This window comes from Streptomyces sp. enrichment culture (assembly GCF_964272895.1).
Lineage (GTDB): Bacteria > Actinomycetota > Actinomycetes > Streptomycetales > Streptomycetaceae > Streptomyces.
The window spans coordinates 4,267,501-4,286,658 of record NZ_OZ186832.1; the positions used below are offsets into that span (position 1 = coordinate 4,267,501).

The window sequence follows — 19,158 nt, forward strand, 5'->3', positions numbered from 1 at the left end:
AGGACCGAACCCACCAGGGTTGAAAACCTGGGGGATGACCTGTGGTTAGGGGTGAAAGGCCAATCAAACTCCGTGATAGCTGGTTCTCCCCGAAATGCATTTAGGTGCAGCGTCGTGTGTTTCTTGCCGGAGGTAGAGCACTGGATAGGCGATGGGCCCTACCGGGTTACTGACCTTAGCCAAACTCCGAATGCCGGTAAGTGAGAGCGCGGCAGTGAGACTGTGGGGGATAAGCTCCATGGTCGAGAGGGAAACAGCCCAGAGCATCGACTAAGGCCCCTAAGCGTACGCTAAGTGGGAAAGGATGTGGAGTCGCACAGACAACCAGGAGGTTGGCTTAGAAGCAGCCACCCTTGAAAGAGTGCGTAATAGCTCACTGGTCTAGTGATTCCGCGCCGACAATGTAGCGGGGCTCAAGCGTACCGCCGAAGTCGTGTCATTGACACATATAGCCCCAACGGGTGTGTTGATGGGTAGGGGAGCGTCGTCTGCCGGGTGAAGCGGCACCGGAAGGTAGTCGTGGACGGTTGACGAGTGAGAATGCAGGCATGAGTAGCGATACAAACGTGAGAAACGTTTGCGCCGATTGACTAAGGGTTCCTGGGTCAAGCTGATCTGCCCAGGGTAAGTCGGGACCTAAGGCGAGGCCGACAGGCGTAGTCGATGGATAACCGGTTGATATTCCGGTACCCGCTGTGAAGCGTCAAACATCGAATCCAGTGATGCTAAGCCCGTGAAGCCGCCCCGGATCCTTCGGGTGAAGGGGAGTGGTGGAGCCGGTGACCCGAGCTGGTAGTAGGTGAGTGATGGGGTGACGCAGGAAGGTAGTCCATCCCGGGCGGTGGTTGTCCCGGGGTAAGGGTGTAGGACGCAAGGTAGGCAAATCCGCCTTGCATACAGTCTGAGACCTGATGCCGAGCCGATTGTGGTGAAGTGGATGATCCTATGCTGTCGAGAAAAGCCTCTAGCGAGTTTCATGGCGGCCCGTACCCTAAACCGACTCAGGTGGTCAGGTAGAGAATACCGAGGCGTTCGGGTGAACTATGGTTAAGGAACTCGGCAAAATGCCCCCGTAACTTCGGGAGAAGGGGGGCCATTCCTGGTGATCGGATTTACTCCGTGAGCTGGGGGTGGCCGCAGAGACCAGCGAGAAGCGACTGTTTACTAAAAACACAGGTCCGTGCGAAGCCGTAAGGCGATGTATACGGACTGACGCCTGCCCGGTGCTGGAACGTTAAGGGGACCGGTTAGCTCACCTTCGGGTGGGCGAAGCTGAGAACTTAAGCGCCAGTAAACGGCGGTGGTAACTATAACCATCCTAAGGTAGCGAAATTCCTTGTCGGGTAAGTTCCGACCTGCACGAATGGCGTAACGACTTCTCGACTGTCTCAACCATAGGCCCGGTGAAATTGCACTACGAGTAAAGATGCTCGTTTCGCGCAGCAGGACGGAAAGACCCCGGGACCTTTACTACAGTTTGATATTGGTGTTCGGTTCGGCTTGTGTAGGATAGCTGGGAGACTGTGAAGCTTGGACGCCAGTTCAGGTGGAGTCGTCGTTGAAATACCAGTCTGGTCGTGCTGGATGTCTAACCTGGGTCCGTGATCCGGATCAGGGACAGTGTCTGATGGGTAGTTTAACTGGGGCGGTTGCCTCCCAAAGGGTAACGGAGGCGCCCAAAGGTTCCCTCAGCCTGGTTGGCAATCAGGTGTTGAGTGTAAGTGCACAAGGGAGCTTGACTGTGAGACCGACGGGTCGAGCAGGGACGAAAGTCGGGACTAGTGATCCGGCGGTGGCTTGTGGAAGCGCCGTCGCTCAACGGATAAAAGGTACCCCGGGGATAACAGGCTGATCTTCCCCAAGAGTCCATATCGACGGGATGGTTTGGCACCTCGATGTCGGCTCGTCGCATCCTGGGGCTGGAGTCGGTCCCAAGGGTTGGGCTGTTCGCCCATTAAAGCGGTACGCGAGCTGGGTTTAGAACGTCGTGAGACAGTTCGGTCCCTATCCGCTGTGCGCGTAGGAGTCTTGAGAAGGGCTGTCCCTAGTACGAGAGGACCGGGACGGACGAACCTCTGGTGTGCCAGTTGTTCTGCCAAGGGCATGGCTGGTTGGCTACGTTCGGGAGGGATAACCGCTGAAAGCATCTAAGCGGGAAGCCTGCTTCGAGATGAGGACTCCCACCCACTTGATGGGGTAAGGCTCCCAGTAGACGACTGGGTTGATAGGCCGGATATGGAAGCACGGTAACGTGTGGAGTTGACCGGTACTAATAGGCCGAGGGCTTGTCCTCAGTTGCTCGCGTCCACTGTGTTGGTTCTGAAACCACGAACAACCGTTGTAGTCATGGCTACGGCTCCGGTTGAGAGTTTCATAGTGTTTCGGTGGTCATAGCGTAGGGGAAACGCCCGGTTACATTCCGAACCCGGAAGCTAAGCCTTACAGCGCCGATGGTACTGCAGGGGGGACCCTGTGGGAGAGTAGGACGCCGCCGAACAATTTTTGGAGAAAACCCCGCACCTTTCGGTGCGGGGTTTTCTGCGTTTAGGGTCGAGGTATGCAGATGCGCTATGACCTCGTCATCTTCGACAACGACGGTGTGCTCGTCGACAGTGAGCCGATCTCCAACCGGTTGCTGGCCGAGTACCTCACGGAGGTCGGTCATCCGACGACCTATGAGGAGTCGATCCGGGACTACATGGGCTCGGCGATGCACCGGATCCACGAGCTGATCGAGGAGCGGACGGGCCGACGGCTGCCGGCGGAGTTCGACGATGTCTTCCACGCGCGGGTGTTCGCGGCGTTCGAGCGGGAGCTGAAGGCGGTGGACGGGGCCGCCGAGGTGCTTGAGGGGCTCGGGGCCGCCGGGGTGCCGTACTGCGTGGCGTCGTCCGGGAGCCATGAGCGGATTCGGGTGGGGCATCGGACGACCGGGCTGGACCGGTGGTTCGATGCCGGGCGGGTCTTCAGTGCGCAGGATGTGGGGCGGGGGAAGCCGGCGCCGGATCTGTTCCTCCATGCCGCGGAGCGGATGGGGGTGGCGCCCGAGCGGTGCGTGGTCGTCGAGGACAGTCCGCTGGGGGTGCAGGCGGCGGTGGCGGCCGGGATGGACGTGTACGGGTTCACGGCCATGACGCCGGAGGCCAAACTCGCGGGAGCCACCCGGCTGTTCTCCTCCATGAAGGAGCTCACCGGGCTTCTCCGGCAAAGCTGAGGGAAATTCAGCTTCGGCGTATCCAGCCGGACCGCGGGGCCCTACGCTCGCCGCCATGACTGATGTGCTGCGGCGCGGCAGGGCCTCGTTGGCCCTCTCCTTCTTCGCGCAGGGCGTCGCCTTCGCTCTGCTCGTGACGCGGATTCCGGCGATCCAGGACCGGTACGGGGTCTCCGACGCGCTGCTGCCCGTCTTCCTGGCGGCGGTGCCGGTGCTGGCCGGTGTGGGGAGTGTGGGGACGGAACGGCTGGTGCGGCGCGTACCGGCCAGTGCGGTGCTGAGGTGGTCGCAGCCGGTCGTGCTCCTGGCGCTGCTCGGGGTCGGCGCGGGGGAGCGGATGGCCGAACTGGCCGTGGCGCTCGGGGCCTTCGGGCTGGCCGTGGGGGCGCTGGACGCGTCGATGAACATGCTCGGGGTGAGTCTGCAGCGGGCGTACGGGCGCAGCATCATGCTCGGTTTCCATGCGACGTACAGCCTCGGCGGGATTCTCGGGGCCTCGCTGGCGTGGGCGGGGGCGCACTGGGATGCGGCGCTGTTCGTGTCGTATCTGCCGGTCGTCGTCGTGCTGTTGCCGCTGTGCCTGCTGGGGAGCCGGTGGTACGTCGACGGGGGCGGCGCCGCCCGTGTGGGGGAGCGGGCCGGCGGCGGGGAGGGGGCGGCCGGTGGGGAGGCCGTCGTCTTCAAGGCGCTGCTGCCGCTCTGTCTGGTGATGACCTTCGCGTACATCGGGGACTCGACCGTCTCCAACTGGAGTGCGAAGTACCTCCAGGACGTGCTGGGCGGTTCGGAGCAGCTGGCGACGGTTCCGTACAACGTCTACATGGTGACGACGCTGGTGGGGCGGGCGGTCGGGGACTTCGGGGTGCGGCGGTTCGGGGCCGTGGCCGTCGTGCGGGCGGGGGCGCTGGTGGCGGCCGGCGGGTTCGCCGTGGTGGCGACGGCGCCCGGGGCGTGGGTGGGGATGTGCGGGTTCACGATGCTGGGGCTGGGGCTGTGTGTGCTGGTGCCGCAGACGTTCGCGGCGGCGGGGCGGCTGTTCCCCAGTGCGTCGGATGCGGCGGTCGCGCGGCTGAACGTCTTCAATTACGTGGGCTTCCTGATCGGTTCTCCGTTGGTGGGGGCGCTCGGCGACGTGTGGAGCTATCGCGGGGCGATGGTGGTGCCGATGGTGTTGGTGCTGGTGACGCTCGTGTATGCCCGGTCGTTCGCGGCTCAACCGGACCGATACGGTGGCGGGCATGAGCGGCCGCGCACAGCTGATGTGGGACGAGGCAGTAACGGGGTATGACTTCGGGCCCGGACATCCGATGGATCCGGTCCGGCTGGCCCTGACCCGGCGACTGGTCGGGGCGTTCGGGCTGGACCGGGACGTGGAGGTCGTCTCGGCGAAGCCGGCCGGGGAGTCGACGCTGCGGCTCGTCCACCGGCAGGACTACATCGAGGCCGTGAAGGCGGCGTCGCTGGACCCCAAGGGGGCCGACGGGGCGTACGGGATCGGGACGCTGGACGATCCGGCGTTCGCCGGGATGCACGAGGTGTCGGCGCTCATCGCGGGGCTGTCCGTCGGGGCGGCGGAGGCGGTGTGGCGCGGGGAGGCGCTGCACGGGGTGAACTTCGCGGGCGGGCTGCATCATGCGATGCCCGGAGGCGCGGCCGGTTTCTGCATCTACAACGACGCCTCCCTCGCCATCGCGCGGCTGCTGGAGCTCGGGGCGGAGCGGGTGGCGTACATCGACGTCGACGTGCATCACGGGGACGGGGTGCAGGCGGCGTTCTGGGAGGACCCTCGGGTGCTGACGATCTCGTTGCACGAGCATCCTCGGACGCTGTTCCCGCAGACGGGGTGGCCCGAGGAGACGGGGGCGGCATCGGCGGAGGGGAGTGCGGTGAATGTCGCGCTGCCGGCCGGGACGGGTGATGCGGGGTGGCTGCGGGCGTTCCACGCGGTGGTGCCGGAGCTGATCGCCGACTTCCGGCCGCAGGTGCTGGTGACGCAGCACGGCGCCGACACGCATGTCGAGGATCCGCTGGCCCATCTCGCGGTGTCGCTCGACGCCCAGCGGGCCGTGCAGCTGGCCTGTCACTCGCTGGCCCATGAGTACGCCGACGGGCGGTGGGTCGCCCTCGGCGGGGGCGGATACGCGGTGGTGGACGTCGTGCCCCGGTCGTGGACGCATCTCGTGGGGATCGCCGCCGGGCGGGAGATCGCCCCGGAGACGGTGATTCCGGAGAGCTGGCGGGAGGAGGTGTACGCGGCCACCCGGCAGCTGGCGCCGATGCGGATGACCGACGGGCGGTGGCCGGTTTCGTGGGCCGACTGGGAGGCGGGGTACGACCCTGCGGACCGGCTGGACCAGGCGGTACGGGCGGTTCGGCAGGCCGTGTTTCCGCTGCGGGGGTTGTTGGCGTAGGGCGCGGCGCCCGGAGAGGGGCCCCGCCGTAGGCGTCCCGGAGGGAGGCGGGAGGCAGGCCGGAGGGAGGCTTACGCCAACCGTGCGCAGTTCGGGTGTTTCGGGCGCGGGCGGGGGGCGGGGTCCGTCACCATCGCCGCATGGTGAGTCGCCGTGCCCTGCGGGCGCATCTGGTCGCTGCCCGGCTGGCCGGGTCGGTGGCGACGTCGCGGGAGGAGAGCCTGCGCAGTTATCGGCTGTTCGCGGCGCGGGATCCGAGGGCGTTGATCGGTATTGATCCCCAGGGGGCGTGGGAAGCGCGGGATCTGATCGAGCTGATGGCGGAGAAGTGCGGGGTTTCGGCCGATCCGGGCTGCACGACAGGGCATGATGTGATCGACCCGCACCGCACGCTCGCCGCGCTGGACGCCTTCGCGGAGCGGCTCGCGGCGGCCGCCCGGCGCCGGGTGCCCGTGCTGCTCGGCACCGGACACCCCCACCGCCTCCTGGGCTTCTACGCCGCGCTGGCGGACGCGCTGTCGACGGCGGGATGTACTGTCCTCACCCCAGCGACGGGTCGCTCTGTCGACATAACGACTAGGTTCGGCCTACGTACGCACATCCTCGATTACGTAGGAGGAGTCGCGCTGGTGCGCGAACCCGGCGCGACCGTCCCCGCCCGTGCCACCGGCGCACACACCCACTCGCCGCTCCCGGTTCGTACCGCCCTCGCCGCCGCGGCCGAGGCCGGCGGCCCCCTTCCGGGGCTGGTCATCGGCGACCACGGATGGGTCTGCGGAGCAGGTCAGCTGGGGTTCGAGGCGATCGGGCTGGCCGACACCGACGACCCCGCGCTCTTCGTGGGCGAGGCCGAGGGCGTCGTGTCCGTGGTCGTTCCACTTGATGACGCTGTGCGGTCCGTTTACTACCGCCCGCTGACCCGCTACGTACTCAATCGGGCGTGTCTGTCACAGTAGGCCGCCGATGGGTGCACCTCTTCCCCACTCGCATCACCCGCCCCTACATTGGGGAGTGAGCACGCAACGACGAAGAGTCACCGGAAGGGGAAGCCGGTGGCCGTCGAGTGCGGAAGGTTCAGGTGTGTCATGGCTGCAGCTGGCGAGAGGCCTCTGAACGAGGTTCAGTTTCTCACCGTGGCGGAGGTCGCCTCGGTGATGCGAGTGTCGAAGATGACCGTGTACCGCCTGGTGCACAGCGGTCATCTGCCCGCGATCCGGGTGGGACGATCGTTCCGCGTCCCGGAGCAAGCGGTCCACGAGTACCTGCGGGAGAGTTACGTGGGGGTGGACACCGCCTGACGACGAGGCCGGGGAGGTCTGTTCCGGGCAACTCAGGGCAATACCGGTCTCTTGTGGATCTCCCCGCGCCCCTCGATTACGGTCTCAGCGCTCGGGCGGGTAGGCTAGCCCCTCGTAGGTCGTGTGGGCCCATGGCGCCCAAACACCGAGTGATGAGAAGTGAGCGAGGGTAGTCGTGGGCTCTGTTATCAAGAAGCGGCGCAAGCGGATGGCCAAGAAGAAGCACCGCAAGCTGCTCAAGCGCACGCGCGTTCAGCGTCGCAACAAGAAGTAAGCGCCTCGGGCCGTCCCGTGTGAGCGGTGGCGGCCCGACGACGGCGTCGCTGTGGCCCTCCACCGGAACCCGGTGGGGGGCCACGCGCATATCCACCGGCACTTGCTCACCGGCACTTTCTTGTCACCTCCCACATCCGGCGGTCGTCACAGCGCCACACCGACCCGCTAAGTTGGCCGCACACGGGGAACGCGGCAGGTACGGGACCGCGGCAGCGGGCCAGGGAACCGGAACACCGCGACGCGGAAGGAAGGCGCTGATCTTGGGCAAGGTCGTGCTCGTCACCGGAGTGGCCCGACGGCTGGGCGGCCGGTTCGTGCGACGCATCCAGCGTGACCCGGACGTCGACCGGGTGGTGGCCGTGGACGCGGTGCCGCCCGAGCACCACCTGGGCGGCGCGGAATTCGTCCAGGCCGACATCCGGCAGCCCACCATCGCGCGGGTGCTCGCCGAGACCGGCGCCGACACGGTCGTCCACATGGACGTCACCGCGACCTCGCCCGTCGGCGGCAGCCGGACGACGGTCAAGGAGACCAACGTCATCGGCACGATGCAGCTGCTCGGCGCCTGCCAGAAGTCCCCGGCCGTGCAGCGCCTGGTGGTGAAGTCCAGCACGAACGTCTACGGCTCGGCGCCGCGCGACCCGGCGGTGTTCACCGAGACGACCCCGCCCAAGTCGCTGCCCAGCGGAGGCTTCGCGAAGGACACGGTCGAGGTCGAGGGATACGTACGCGGCTTCGCGCGCCGCCGCCCCGACGTCGCCGTGTGCGTGCTGCGGTTCGCCAACATCCTGGGCCCCAGCGCCGACTCGCCGCTCGCCTCGTACTTCTCCCTGCCCGTGCTGCCGACGGTCCTCGGCTACGACCCGCGGCTGCAGTTCGTGCACGAGGACGACGTCATCGAGGTGCTGCGGATCGCCTCGCACGAGCCCGCGCGGGGCACGCTCAACAGCGGCACGTTCAACATCGCCGGCGACGGCGTGCTGCTGCTCTCCCAGTGCTCGCGCCGCCTCGGCCGCCCGACCGTGCCGCTGCTGCTGCCGGCGGTGACCTGGGCGGGCACGCTGGTGCGTACGCTGGGAGTGACGGACTTCTCCCCCGAGCAGATCCGGCTGCTCACCCACGGCCGGGTCGTATCGACGGACCAGATGCGTGAGACGTTGGGGTTCCAGCCGAAGTACACGACCGCCGAGACGTTCGCGGACTTCGCCCGCGGCCAGGGTCCCGGACTGCTGCCGCCCGAGGCCCTCGCGGGGGCCGTGGACCGGATCGCCGCACTGCCCCTGGCGGGCGGCGGCCCCCTCCCGAGCAACCCCCCGACGCAGAGCGCCAACTGAGGAGCGCATCACGATGGCGGACGCCAAGGTCATTCCGTTCGACGAGGACCGCTCCCGCGGGGGCGCCGCTCAGCGGCCCGCCCGGCGCCGGAGCACGGGCAGCAGGCCGGGCGAGACGGCGGAGGTCCAGCCCCTGCCCACGAGGGCGCCCGTGCAGGACGATGTCCCGGTGACGACCTCCGAGACGCAGCAGCCGGACAGCCTGGAGCGCAGGGTGGCCGCCGGGCTCGCCTTCCTGCGCCGCCGGCTCACCGGGGACTACGAGGTCGACGACTTCGGCTACGACGAGGAGCTCACCGACCAGGTTTTGATGTCCCTGCTGCGCCCGGTGTACGAGAAGTACTTCCGGGTCGAGGTGAAGGGCATCGAGAACATCCCCTCGGAGGGCGGCGCGCTGATCGTCGCCAACCATTCGGGGACGCTGCCGCTGGACGGCCTGATGATGCAGGTGGCCGTGCACGACCACCACCCGGCCGGCCGTCATCTGCGTCTCCTCGCCGCGGACCTGGTCTTCGTCCTCCCGGTCGTCAACGAACTCGCCCGCAAGCTCGGCCACACCCTGGCCTGCGCGGAGGACGCCGAGCGGCTGCTGGGCCGGGGCGAGCTGGTCGGGGTGATGCCGGAGGGCTTCAAGGGCATCGGCAAGCCGTTCAGCGAGCGCTACAAGCTCCAGCGCTTCGGCCGCGGCGGCTTCGTCTCCACGGCCCTGCGCCAGGGGGCGCCGATCGTGCCGTGCTCGATCGTCGGGGCGGAGGAGATCTACCCGATGATCGGCAACGCCAAGACCCTCGCCCGCCTCCTGGGCTTCCCGTACTTCCCGATCACCCCGACCTTCCCCTGGCTCGGCCCGCTCGGCGCGATCCCGCTCCCCACCAAGTGGACGATCCAGTTCGGCGAGCCGATCCCCACGGACGGCTATCCGCCGGAGGCCGCCGAGGACCCGATGCTGATGTTCAACCTGACCGACCAGGTCAGGGAACAGATCCAGCACACCCTGTACAAGCTCTTGGTGCAGCGGCGGTCGGTGTTCTTCTAGGCGCTGGTGTACGACGACGGGGGCGCCCTTCTCGGGAAGGGCGCCCCCGCTGTCGTACGGGAACGGCTACTCCGCTTCCTCGCCGTCGATGCCCAGGCCGGGCAGGAGGCCCGGAAGCAGGGGCGGGAGCGTGACGTCCGGTTCGGCGGTGGGCGTCCTGCTCTGGGAGGGGGAGACGGGGCTGGTGTCCTGCGGCGGTTCGAGGAGGCCGCCGGTGTTGCCGCCGAGGAGGCCGTCGTCGGCGGCGGAACCGGCCGGCTTGCTCGGGCTGCCGGTGTGGGTGCCGCCGCTGCCGTCCGCGGTGCTGCTGCCGGCGCTGGGCGCGCTGGTGCGGCCGGTGCCGGAGTCGCTGCCCGTCGACATGGACGGTCCGCTGCCCTGCCGGCTGCCGCCGCCCGTTGCGCCGCCGCCGCCGTTCTGTGCGGGGGGCTGCGGGAGGAGGGACTGCAGCGGGGCGACCTCTTGGTCTATGGCGTCGAAGATCGACGACACCTCGTCGCTGACGTCCCCCAGCTGGACCGGCAGCTTCTCGCGCAGGGCGCCCCATGCCTCGCGGTGGGAGCGGGAGAAGGCGGAGAGCGCCTGGAGGGGGCCGAGGGAGTCGGGGTCGCGCTGGAACGCCTCGCGCAGCAGCCGGTGGCCCTCGGAGGCGTCGTGCCGCATCCCGGACAGGGCGCGGCGGATCTCGCCGAGCACCTCGTGGTCGAGGTGGCCGCCGCGGCCGCGCTCCATCAGGCGGCGGGCCTCGCTGAGGCGGGTGGAGGCGTGGTCGAGATAGACCTCGCCGCGCTCGGTGTCGCCCTCGGCCAGATAGGTGAGCTTGAAGTCCTCGATGCCGCGTTTGAGGCCGTAGAGCGAGTCACCGGGGAGGGCGTCGGAGCTGGCGGCGGCGACTCCGCCGAAGGCGCCCGCGGCGACACCGACGCTGAGCCCGCCCGCGGTGAGGCCCTTGGCCAGCCGGGTGCGCGGCCGGAACTTGCCCAGTGGGGTCGCCCGGTGAGCGCCTCTCGCCCGAGGGGAACGCTGCTCGGGCACCGAAGGGTCCGCAGCCTCGCCTCCGGTGGCACCCGCCTGCAGCATGGCCTCCATCGCGGCCACCAGCTGGGCCCGCTGGACGACCTTGACCTCCGGGTCGAGCTCCGGTTTGGGCAGCTCGCCGAGACCGGTGGCGAGGGCCAGCATGCGGCTCTGCTCGGTCTGCTCCGCGGGTGCCGGGGCGTCCGCCTCGGACTGCTCGGCCGCCGTGCCCTGATCGGACTGCTCCTCCAGGGCCTGGGCGAAGGCGTTCGCCCGCCGGTGCGCCGATACGTTCGCGATCACTGGCGGCACCTCCTCTCGTCATGACGGTCGACTCCCCGGGGATCCTGAAGGTTGCACGCCCTCGACCGCTTGCACCCGATCGTGTGAGCGGGCCTGGTTCGGACGTGACCACAGGGAGCCTGCATCCCGCACAACGAGCGGCGCGGCACTTGGGTTACGGACGGCGGATGATCGGATCGAGAAGTCAACGGACTTTTACTGACCGTGAGTTGAGGGTCACCAACGGTGGCGGTTCGGGTGATGTGATCTTCAGCGCGCGTCGTCCGGGAGGAGCCGGGCGAGCGTGCGGACGGCGCGGTACTGGAGGGTCTTGATGGCGCCCTCGTTCTTGCCCATGACCCGCGCGGTCTCGGCGACGGACAGACCCTGGAGGAAGCGGAGGGTGACGCACTCCTGCTGCTGGGGGTTGAGCCGGCGTACGGCGTCCAGGAGCGCGGCGTTGGACAGGGACTCCAGGACGGAGTCCTCCGGGGAGCGCTCGACCTCGTTGGCGTCGAGCATCTCGCCGGTGGTGACCTCCAGGCGGAAGCGGCTGGACTTGAAGTGGTCGGCGACGAGGTTGCGGGCGATGGTGACGAGCCAGGCGCCGAAGTCGCGGCCCTGCCAGGTGAAGGTGCCGATGCGGCGCAGTGCGCGGAGAAAGGTCTCGCTGGTCAGGTCCTCGGCGGTCGCCTTGCCGCCGACGCGGTAGTAGATGTAGCGGTACACGGTGTCGCTGTACTGGTCGTAGAGGCGGCCGAAGGCTTCGGCCTCGCCGGCCTGGGCGCGCTCCACGAGGTCCATCATGCGGGCGCTGTCGCTGTCGGCGGCGGGGCGGCGTGCGGTGGTGGGCGCCGCGCCGGCGGAGCGTCCTCGTCTGCCGACCGCGGCGCTGCCCTCGGCGAGTGCGTAGCACGGGCCGAGGGGCGCGGCGGTGGCGAAGGCGGGGACGGCGTACGCGGTGGGGACGAAGCCGCGCAACAGGTCGAGGACCGTTGCGCGCAGCGTAGCCAGGCCCGAGGCGTCAACCCCGACGTGTGGGTACACGGGACTCCCAGAGGCAGAGCTTCCATCACGTGCAGTGCGGGACCGTTCACCCGTCGTAGCGACGGAGGGGTACCGGTTTGCGTCTGAGGAGAATAACGCTTCGTGCAGGCACTGCTACACCGAGTTGCTCAAATCATCGATTACGTCGCTTCTGTAACCGATTGGCGCCCCATCAAGTGGCGGGTAGTGACAGGTTGTTGATCGATTGAGTTCGGATTCCGGGTGGATCCGGGGCGTGTTGTGGCAGTCCGCGGACAAGAGGACTGGACAGGGCGGTGCGGGGGTACGTCCGTTGGATTGGCCGCGTTTCGCTGTGCGGGTCTGCGGGGGCCGGCGTGCGCCGGCTAGCGGCGGCGGCGGGTGAGGGCGATGGCCGCCGCCGTGCCGCCCGCCACCGCGCCCACGCCCGCTGCCGCGGGGATGCCCACCTTGGCGGCCTTGCGGCCGGTGCGGTAGTCGCGCAGGCGCCAGTCCATCTGGCGGGCGTGCTTGCGGAGCTTGGAGTCCGGGTTGATGGCGTAGGGGTGGCCGACCAGGGAGAGCATCGGGATGTCGTTGTGGCTGTCGCTGTACGCCGCGCAGCGGGACAGGTCCAGGCCCTCCGCCGACGCCAGGGCGCGGACCGCTTCCGCCTTCGCCGGGCCGTGCAGGGGTTCGCCGACCAGCTTGCCGGTGTAGACGCCGTCCACCGACTCCGCGACCGTGCCCAGCGCGCCGGTCAGGCCGAGGCGGCGGGCGATCACCTGGGCGATCTCCACCGGGGCGGCGGTGACCAGCCAGACCTTCTGGCCCGCGTCGAGGTGGGCCTGGGCGAGGGCGCGGGTGCCGGGCCAGATCCGCTCGGCCATGTACTCGTCGTAGATCTCCTCGCCGATGGACCGCAGTTCGGAGACGCGGTGGCCCTTGACGATGGAGAGGGCGGAGTCGCGGGCGTCCTGCATGTGCTCCGGGTCCTCGACGCCGGCCAGCCGGAACCACGCCTGCTGCCAGGCGAACCGGGCGAGGTCACGGGTCTCGAAGAACTTCCGCTTGTACAGGCCCCGCCCGAAGTGGAACAGGGCGGCGCCCTGCATCACGGTGTTGTCCAGGTCGAAGAACGCGGCGGCCTTGTCGTCGCCGAGCACCGGGAACTCCGGTTCCTCCTCGGGAACCGCGGGGGCGGACTTGCGCGCGGCCTCAGCCGAAGCCTCGCCTGCCAACACGCTCCGCGCCGTGGCGGAGCGCCTACGGGGAGTGAGCCATCCGAGAGCGGCCATGGCGTGAGCATAGCCAGTTTGTTCGGAGCTTCCGGACCGGCGAGGTTCCGGCGCTGTGAACTCTTCGCCACCGTGTCATTGAACAATGGCCGGTATGAGTCCCATTTTTCGCCGGAAGAACGCCTCACCGGCCCCACAGGACCGGCTGGTCACACTGATCCGCAAGCCGGGGTGTCATCTGTGCGATGACGCACAGGCCGTCATCGAGAAGGTGTGCGCGGATCTCGGGGTGCCCTGGGAGCAGAAGGACATCACCCAGGACGAGGAGCTCAACCGTCTGTACTGGGAGCAGATCCCCGTGGTGCTCGTCGACGGCGAGCAGCACACCTTCTGGCGCGTCGACGAGGGGCGGCTGCGTCGGGCCCTGGCCGGCTAGCCGGGCCGCGGGGGCGCCCGCTCGAAGGCCGGTCGAGAAACAAGTCACTGACCGACCAGTCCAAAGCGTCCGGAAAGTCGCTTAGGATCGATGGCGAGGTGGTCTCGGGGGCAGGGATCGTTGAGGAGAGTGTGCGGTTTTGCCCCCAGGACAGAAGGAACGACGGTGTGTATGCGCCGGTTCCCCGCAGGTGCGCCGGGGGCGCGTGACCCCGGTCACGTTGGCCGGGCAAATCGGACACCATCTTTGTGCACGCGTTCACAAAGACATAGCCTGCTGTCGACGGGGCGGTCTGGGGACGTATGACCGCCTGCAGCCCCGCTCTACCCGCAGGAGCACCGTGGCAACTGGCCGAACTCACCGACCGGCGACCCGTAGCCGAGGGATTCCCGAGGCCACCGTCGCCCGGCTTCCGCTGTACCTGCGAGCCCTCACCGCGCTCTCCGAGCGTTCGGTGCCGACGGTCTCGTCGGAGGAGCTCGCGGCGGCCGCGGGGGTCAACTCCGCGAAACTGCGCAAGGACTTCTCCTACCTCGGCTCCTACGGGACCCGTGGTGTCGGATACGACGTCGAGTACCTCGTCTACCAGATCTCCCGCGAGCTGGGCCTGACCCAGGACTGGCCGGTCGTGATCGTCGGTATCGGCAACCTCGGCGCCGCGCTCGCCAACTACGGCGGTTTCGCCTCCCGCGGCTTCCGTGTGGCCGCGCTCATCGACGCCGACCCCGCCATGGCCGGCAAGCCCGTCGCGGGCATTCCCGTGCAGCACACCGACGAGCTGGAGAAGATCATCCAGGACAACGGTGTGTCCATCGGTGTGATCGCGACCCCCGCCGGCGCCGCCCAGCAGGTCTGCGACCGGCTCGTGGCCGCCGGGGTCACCTCCATCCTGAACTTCGCGCCCACCGTGCTGTCCGTGCCGGACGGCGTCGACGTGCGCAAGGTCGACCTCTCCATCGAGCTCCAGATCCTCGCCTTCCACGAGCAGCGCAAGGCCGGCGAGGAGGGCGCCCCCGAGGCGACCGTGCCGGCCGCCACGCGCAAGGAGTCCGCCGAGAAGGGGCCCGACGGGGACGTACCCGCCGTGATGCCGGCATGAGCATCCTCGTCGTCGGGCTGAGCCACCGCAGCGCCCCGGTCAGCGTCCTGGAGCGAGCCGCGCTGAGCGCGGACACGCAGGTCAAGCTGCTCCAGGACACGGTCGCCGCGGAACCGGCCACCGAGGCCGCGGTGCTGGCCACCTGCAACCGCATCGAGCTGTACGCCGACGTGGACAAGTTCCACGCCGGTGTCGCCGAGCTGTCCACGCTGCTGGCGCAGCACAGCGGGGTGGGACTCGACGAGCTGACGCCGTATCTCTATGTGCACTACGAGGACCGGGCCGTGCACCACCTCTTCTCGGTGGCGTGCGGGCTGGACTCGATGGTCGTCGGCGAGGGGCAGATCCTCGGGCAGATCAAGGACTCGCTCGCCCGTGCGCAGGAGATGCACAGCGCCGGGCGGCTGATGAACGACCTGTTCCAGCAGGCCCTCCGGGTCGGGAAGCGGGCGCACTCCGAGACCGGGATCGACCGGGCCGGGCAGTCGCTGGTGACGTTCGGGCTGGAGCAGCTGGCGCGCGGCGGTGACGTCTCGGCGTGGGCCGCGGGGAAGAAGGCGCTGGTCATCGGGGCCGGGTCGATGTCGTCGCTGGCCGCGGCGACGCTGGCGCGGGCCGGGGTGGCGGAGGTCGTCGTCGCCAACCGGACCTTCGAGCGGGCCGAGCGGCTCGCGCAGATCCTCGGTGACGCCGAGGACTCGGACGCGGTGGCTCGTGCGGTGCCGATGGAGTCGGTGGCGGAAGAGCTGACACGTGCCGATGTCGCGGTGTCGTGTACGGGGGCGACGGGGCTGGTGCTGACCGCCGAGGCCGTTGCCGCGGCTGTCGGCGGGCGGGTCACCGGTGCGGGGGCTGACCGCGAGGGCGTCGCGCAGCCCGGCGCGGGCGGGGTGCCGTCTGCGCCCACCCGTGCCGCCCGGGCGGCACGACCGCCCGCGGACCACGAAGGCGGGCGGCTGCCCGCCGTCGGTGCAGGTCCCGTGGGCGAGGACAACTGCCCGCTCGACCTCGCCGCCGTGCAGCCCGGTTTCTCCGTCATGGGCGAAGCCGCCGTCGCCGGTATGGATGCCGCGACCCTGGAGCAGCACGCCGCCTGGGTCGCGGGCGGCACCGCCACCCGCCGCGACAGTGCCCGGCGTACGCCCGAGGCCGATGCCGAGCTGATCAGCGCGCTGGCCGCGACCGCGGCGACCGTCGGGCGGATTCCCGAGCGGCGCAAGCCGGAGCAGCCGGTGATCCCGGCGCGGCCGGAACCGAGCCTGTTCCTGCTGGACCTCGCCATGCCGCGGGACATCGACGCCGCCGTGCACCGGCTCGCCGGGGTGCGGCTGGTGGACATCGAGTCGCTGGCCGAGGCGTCCGCGGACGCGCCGATGGCGACCGACGTGGACCAGGTCCGCCGTATCGTCTCCGACGAGGTGGCCGCCTTCGGCGCGGCGCAGCGGGCCGCGCACATCACGCCGACCGTGGTCGCCCTGCGCACCATGGCCGCCGATGTGGTCGCCGGCGAGATGGCCCGCCTCGAGGGGCGGCTGCCCGGGCTCGACGACAAGCAGCGGGCGGAGATCACGCAGACCGTGCGGCGCGTCGTGGACAAGCTGCTGCACGCGCCGACCGTGCGGGTCAAGCAGCTCGCCGCGGAGCCCGGCGGAGCCGGGTACGCGGATGCCCTGAGGACCCTGTTCGACCTCGACCAGGAGACGGTCGCCGCCGTCTCCCGGGCCGAGAACAGCACCGAGAAGAACCGAGGGCCGGCATGAGTGACAAGGCACTGAGGCTGGGGACGAGGCGCAGCAAACTCGCCATGGCCCAGTCGGGACAGGTGGCGGACGCCGTACGCCAGGTGACCGGACGGCCCGTGGAGCTCGTCGAGATCACCACGTACGGGGACGTCTCGCGGGAGAACCTCGCGCAGATCGGCGGCACCGGCGTGTTCGTCACCGCCCTGCGCGACGCGCTCCTCAAGGGCGAGGTCGACTTCGCGGTGCACTCCCTGAAGGACCTGCCCACCACGCAGCCCGAGGAGCTCGCGCTCGCCGCGATCCCGGTCCGCGAGGACCCGCGTGACGTGATCGTCGCCCGGGACGCCCTGAAGTTCACCGACCTCCCCCGCGGGGCGAGGATCGGCACCGGTTCGCCGCGCCGCATGGCGCAGCTGAACGCGTACGCCCGCGCCCACGGCCTGGACATCGAGACCGTCCCGATCCGCGGCAACGTCGACACGCGTATCCGGTACGTGCACGACGGCGAGCTGGACGCCGTGGTGCTGGCCGCGGCGGGCCTGAACCGCATCGGCCGCAGCGACGAGGTCACCGACTTCCTGTCGGTCGACACCGTTCTGCCCGCCCCCGGCCAGGGGGCACTGGCGATCGAGTGCACCGCGGACAATGCGGAACTCCTCGCCGCGCTCGGCGAGCTCGACGACCCGTTCACGCGGGCCGCCGTCACCGCCGAGCGGTCACTGCTCGCCGCCCTGGAGGCCGGCTGCAGCGCCCCTGTGGGCGCGCTGGCCGACCTGCTGGCCGACGGGCAGATTGTCAAGGAAATGCGCCTGCGCGGCGTCGTCGGCACCCCCGACGGCACGCGGATGGTGCAGCTGTCCACCACCGGTCCCGTGCCTGAGACGCACGAAGCGGCAGTGGCGCTCGGCCGGGACCTCGCGGCCGAGATGCTCGCCCAGGGCGCGGCCGGTCTGATGGGGGAGCGAGCACATTGAGCCCCACCACCCTTCCCGCCTGTCCTGAACACGGGCACGTCACCTTCCTCGGTGCCGGACCCGGAGATCCGGGACTGCTGACCCTGCGCGCCGTGGAGGCGCTGGCGAACGCGGATGTCCTGGTCGCCGAGCACGAGGTGCTCGACGTCGTCAGGACCCACGCCAAGCCGGGCGTCGCCGTCGTGAACACGGACACGGATCCCTCGTCGGACCCGTATCCGGGCACGGGCACGCCTCAGCAGGCGGCTGCTGACAGCGCGTCAACAACCGCTGGCGCTCCCGCTGTGCGGGATGCGGCACATCTTGTCATGGAGGCCGCGCGGGGCGGCAGGCGGGTCGTGCGTGCGGTGTCCGGGGACCCCGGACTCGACGCGTACGCCGCCGAGGAGATGCTCGCGTGCGCCGCGGCCGGGGTGCCCTTCGAGGTCGTCCCCGGTATCGCGACCGCCGTCGGCGTGCCCGCGTACGCCGGTGTGCCGCTGCGCGACGCGCAGGGCGCGGACGTGCGGTTCGTGGACGCCCGTACCGCCTCCGACCGGTGCTGGACCGAGGTCGGCGCCTCCGACGGCACGGTCGTGGTGTCGACGACGCTCGACTCCGTCGCCTCCGCCGCCGGTGAGCTGGTCTCGGCGGGCCGCAAGCCCGACACCCCGATGACCGTCACCGTCGCCGGTACGACGACCCGGCAGCGCACCTGGACCGCCACCCTCGGCACCATCGCGCAGACGCTGAAGCAGGCCAAGGTGCTGCCCTCGCCCGAGGGCGGGCGGCCCGTGATAGCCGTGGTCGGTGAGCGCAGCGCGCCCGCCCAGCGCGACCAGCTGGCCTGGTTCGAGTCCAAGCCGCTGTTCGGCTGGCGGGTCCTGGTCCCGCGGACCAAGGAGCAGGCCGCGTCGCTCTCCGACCAGCTGCGCTCGTACGGCGCGGTGCCGCACGAGGTGCCGACCATCGCCGTCGAGCCGCCGCGCACCCCCCAGCAGATGGAGCGCGCGGTCAAGGGCCTGGTCACCGGCCGCTACGAGTGGATCGCCTTCACGTCGGTCAACGCCGTCAAGGCGGTCCGGGAGAAGTTCGAGGAGTACGGCCTCGATGCCCGGGCTTTCGCGGGCATCAAGGTGGCCGCGGTGGGCGAGCAGACGGCGAAGGCGCTGATCGCCTTCGGTGTGAAGCCGGACCTGGTGCCGAGCGGCGAGCAGTCGGCCGCCGGTCTGCTGGAGGACTGGCCGCCCTACGACCCGGTCTTCGACCCGATCGACCGTGTCTTCCTGCCGCGCGCCGACATCGCCACCGAGACCCTTGTCGCCGGGCTCATCGAGCTGGGCTGGGAGGTCGACGACGTCACCGCCTACCGGACCGTGCGCGCCTCGCCGCCGCCGGCCGAGACGCGTGAGGCGATCAAGGGCGGTGGCTTCGACGCGGTGCTGTTCACGTCGTCGTCGACCGTGCGGAACCTGGTCGGCATCGCCGGCAAGCCGCACAACGTCACGGTGATCGCCTGCATCGGCCCCGCCACGGCCAAGACCGCCGAGGAGCACGGGCTGCGCGTGGACGTCATGGCTCCCGAGCCGTCCGTCCACAAGCTGGCCGAGGCCCTCGCCGACTTCGGCATGAAGCGCCGGACCGCCGCCCTGGAGGCCGGCGACCCGGTGACCCGGCCGAGCGAGCGGCGGCCGGGGGCGCGCAGACGCCGGGCGACGTCCTGACCCATGGGCAGAGCGCTCCTTCGGGGCGCTCTGCCGTGGTCGTTCGGGGGCGCTCTGCCGTGGTCGGCCCCGCGGCTCCGGTCGAAGCCCTCG

Annotated in this window: 16 protein-coding genes and 2 rRNA genes (1 of these 18 only partly in view); 15 read left to right on the plus strand and 3 right to left on the minus strand. The window is 69.6% G+C overall.

Annotated features, from left to right (window positions below; translation table 11 throughout):
* From ACSU6M_RS19285 to ACSU6M_RS19330, 10 genes are all read left to right on the plus strand, one after another.
* A 23S ribosomal RNA gene (locus ACSU6M_RS19285) occupies window positions 1–2,293 on the plus strand (it extends 830 nt beyond the left edge of the window).
* Between the two features lie 87 nt (window positions 2,294–2,380).
* Window positions 2,381–2,497, plus strand: a 5S ribosomal RNA gene (gene rrf, locus ACSU6M_RS19290).
* 66 nt (window positions 2,498–2,563) lie between these two features.
* Entirely contained in the window at window positions 2,564–3,214 is a 651-nt protein-coding gene (locus tag ACSU6M_RS19295) for an HAD family hydrolase (RefSeq protein WP_437075226.1), read from the plus strand.
* Between the two features lie 55 nt (window positions 3,215–3,269).
* Window positions 3,270–4,502: an MFS transporter gene (locus tag ACSU6M_RS19300; RefSeq protein ID WP_437070992.1), complete on the plus strand. Its 1,233-nt coding sequence runs from the start codon at window positions 3,270–3,272 to the stop codon at window positions 4,500–4,502.
* Window positions 4,453–5,625, plus strand: coding sequence for an acetoin utilization protein AcuC (locus ACSU6M_RS19305; protein WP_437070993.1), 1,173 nt, complete (start codon window positions 4,453–4,455; stop codon window positions 5,623–5,625). Before ACSU6M_RS19300 ends, ACSU6M_RS19305 begins: the two co-directional genes overlap by 50 nt.
* Window positions 5,626–5,765: 140 nt before the next feature.
* Entirely contained in the window at window positions 5,766–6,581 is an 816-nt protein-coding gene (locus ACSU6M_RS19310) for a phosphatase (protein WP_437070994.1), read from the plus strand.
* A 129-nt stretch (window positions 6,582–6,710) separates the two neighbouring features.
* Window positions 6,711–6,923 (plus strand): helix-turn-helix domain-containing protein, encoded by a 213-nt coding sequence (locus ACSU6M_RS19315; protein ID WP_157842153.1) that lies wholly within the window; start codon window positions 6,711–6,713, stop codon window positions 6,921–6,923.
* A gap of 175 nt (window positions 6,924–7,098) precedes the next feature.
* Window positions 7,099–7,197 (plus strand): 30S ribosomal protein bS22, encoded by a 99-nt coding sequence (locus ACSU6M_RS19320; RefSeq protein ID WP_003948845.1) that lies wholly within the window; start codon window positions 7,099–7,101, stop codon window positions 7,195–7,197.
* 262 nt (window positions 7,198–7,459) lie between these two features.
* Complete coding sequence (locus ACSU6M_RS19325) at window positions 7,460–8,533, plus strand: NAD-dependent epimerase/dehydratase family protein (RefSeq protein ID WP_437070995.1); 1,074 nt, start codon at window positions 7,460–7,462, stop codon at window positions 8,531–8,533.
* 13 nt (window positions 8,534–8,546) lie between these two features.
* Complete coding sequence (locus ACSU6M_RS19330; RefSeq protein ID WP_437070996.1) at window positions 8,547–9,569, plus strand: lysophospholipid acyltransferase family protein; 1,023 nt, start codon at window positions 8,547–8,549, stop codon at window positions 9,567–9,569.
* A gap of 66 nt (window positions 9,570–9,635) precedes the next feature.
* Here the strand turns inward: ACSU6M_RS19330 and ACSU6M_RS19335 are convergent, their stop codons facing one another.
* The 3 genes from ACSU6M_RS19335 to ACSU6M_RS19345 form a co-directional block, all read right to left on the minus strand.
* On the minus strand, window positions 9,636–10,889 hold the full coding sequence (locus ACSU6M_RS19335; protein WP_437070997.1) for a DUF5667 domain-containing protein: 1,254 nt from the start codon (window positions 10,887–10,889) through the stop codon (window positions 9,636–9,638).
* 249 nt (window positions 10,890–11,138) lie between these two features.
* The gene (locus ACSU6M_RS19340) at window positions 11,139–11,915 is read right to left on the minus strand and encodes an ECF subfamily RNA polymerase sigma factor, BldN family (RefSeq protein WP_437070998.1); all 777 of its coding nucleotides are present in this window, start codon (window positions 11,913–11,915) and stop codon (window positions 11,139–11,141) included.
* Window positions 11,916–12,259: 344 nt separating this feature from the next.
* The gene (locus ACSU6M_RS19345; RefSeq protein ID WP_437070999.1) at window positions 12,260–13,171 is read right to left on the minus strand and encodes an HAD family hydrolase; all 912 of its coding nucleotides are present in this window, start codon (window positions 13,169–13,171) and stop codon (window positions 12,260–12,262) included.
* An 85-nt stretch (window positions 13,172–13,256) separates the two neighbouring features.
* Here ACSU6M_RS19345 and ACSU6M_RS19350 point away from each other — a divergent pair, with 85 nt between their 5' ends.
* From ACSU6M_RS19350 to ACSU6M_RS19370, 5 genes are all read left to right on the plus strand, one after another.
* A complete protein-coding gene (locus tag ACSU6M_RS19350; RefSeq protein WP_437071000.1) occupies window positions 13,257–13,547 on the plus strand; it encodes a glutaredoxin family protein in 291 nt (96 codons plus the stop codon).
* 340 nt (window positions 13,548–13,887) lie between these two features.
* Window positions 13,888–14,646 (plus strand): redox-sensing transcriptional repressor Rex, encoded by a 759-nt coding sequence (locus tag ACSU6M_RS19355; RefSeq protein ID WP_437071001.1) that lies wholly within the window; start codon window positions 13,888–13,890, stop codon window positions 14,644–14,646.
* Window positions 14,643–16,406: a glutamyl-tRNA reductase gene (locus ACSU6M_RS19360; protein ID WP_437071002.1), complete on the plus strand. Its 1,764-nt coding sequence runs from the start codon at window positions 14,643–14,645 to the stop codon at window positions 16,404–16,406. Before ACSU6M_RS19355 ends, ACSU6M_RS19360 begins: the two co-directional genes overlap by 4 nt.
* Window positions 16,403–17,362: a hydroxymethylbilane synthase gene (hemC, locus tag ACSU6M_RS19365; protein WP_437071003.1), complete on the plus strand. Its 960-nt coding sequence runs from the start codon at window positions 16,403–16,405 to the stop codon at window positions 17,360–17,362. Before ACSU6M_RS19360 ends, hemC begins: the two co-directional genes overlap by 4 nt.
* Complete coding sequence (locus tag ACSU6M_RS19370; RefSeq protein ID WP_437071004.1) at window positions 17,359–19,065, plus strand: uroporphyrinogen-III synthase; 1,707 nt, start codon at window positions 17,359–17,361, stop codon at window positions 19,063–19,065. Before hemC ends, ACSU6M_RS19370 begins: the two co-directional genes overlap by 4 nt.
* The last annotated feature ends 93 nt before the right edge of the window (window positions 19,066–19,158 follow it).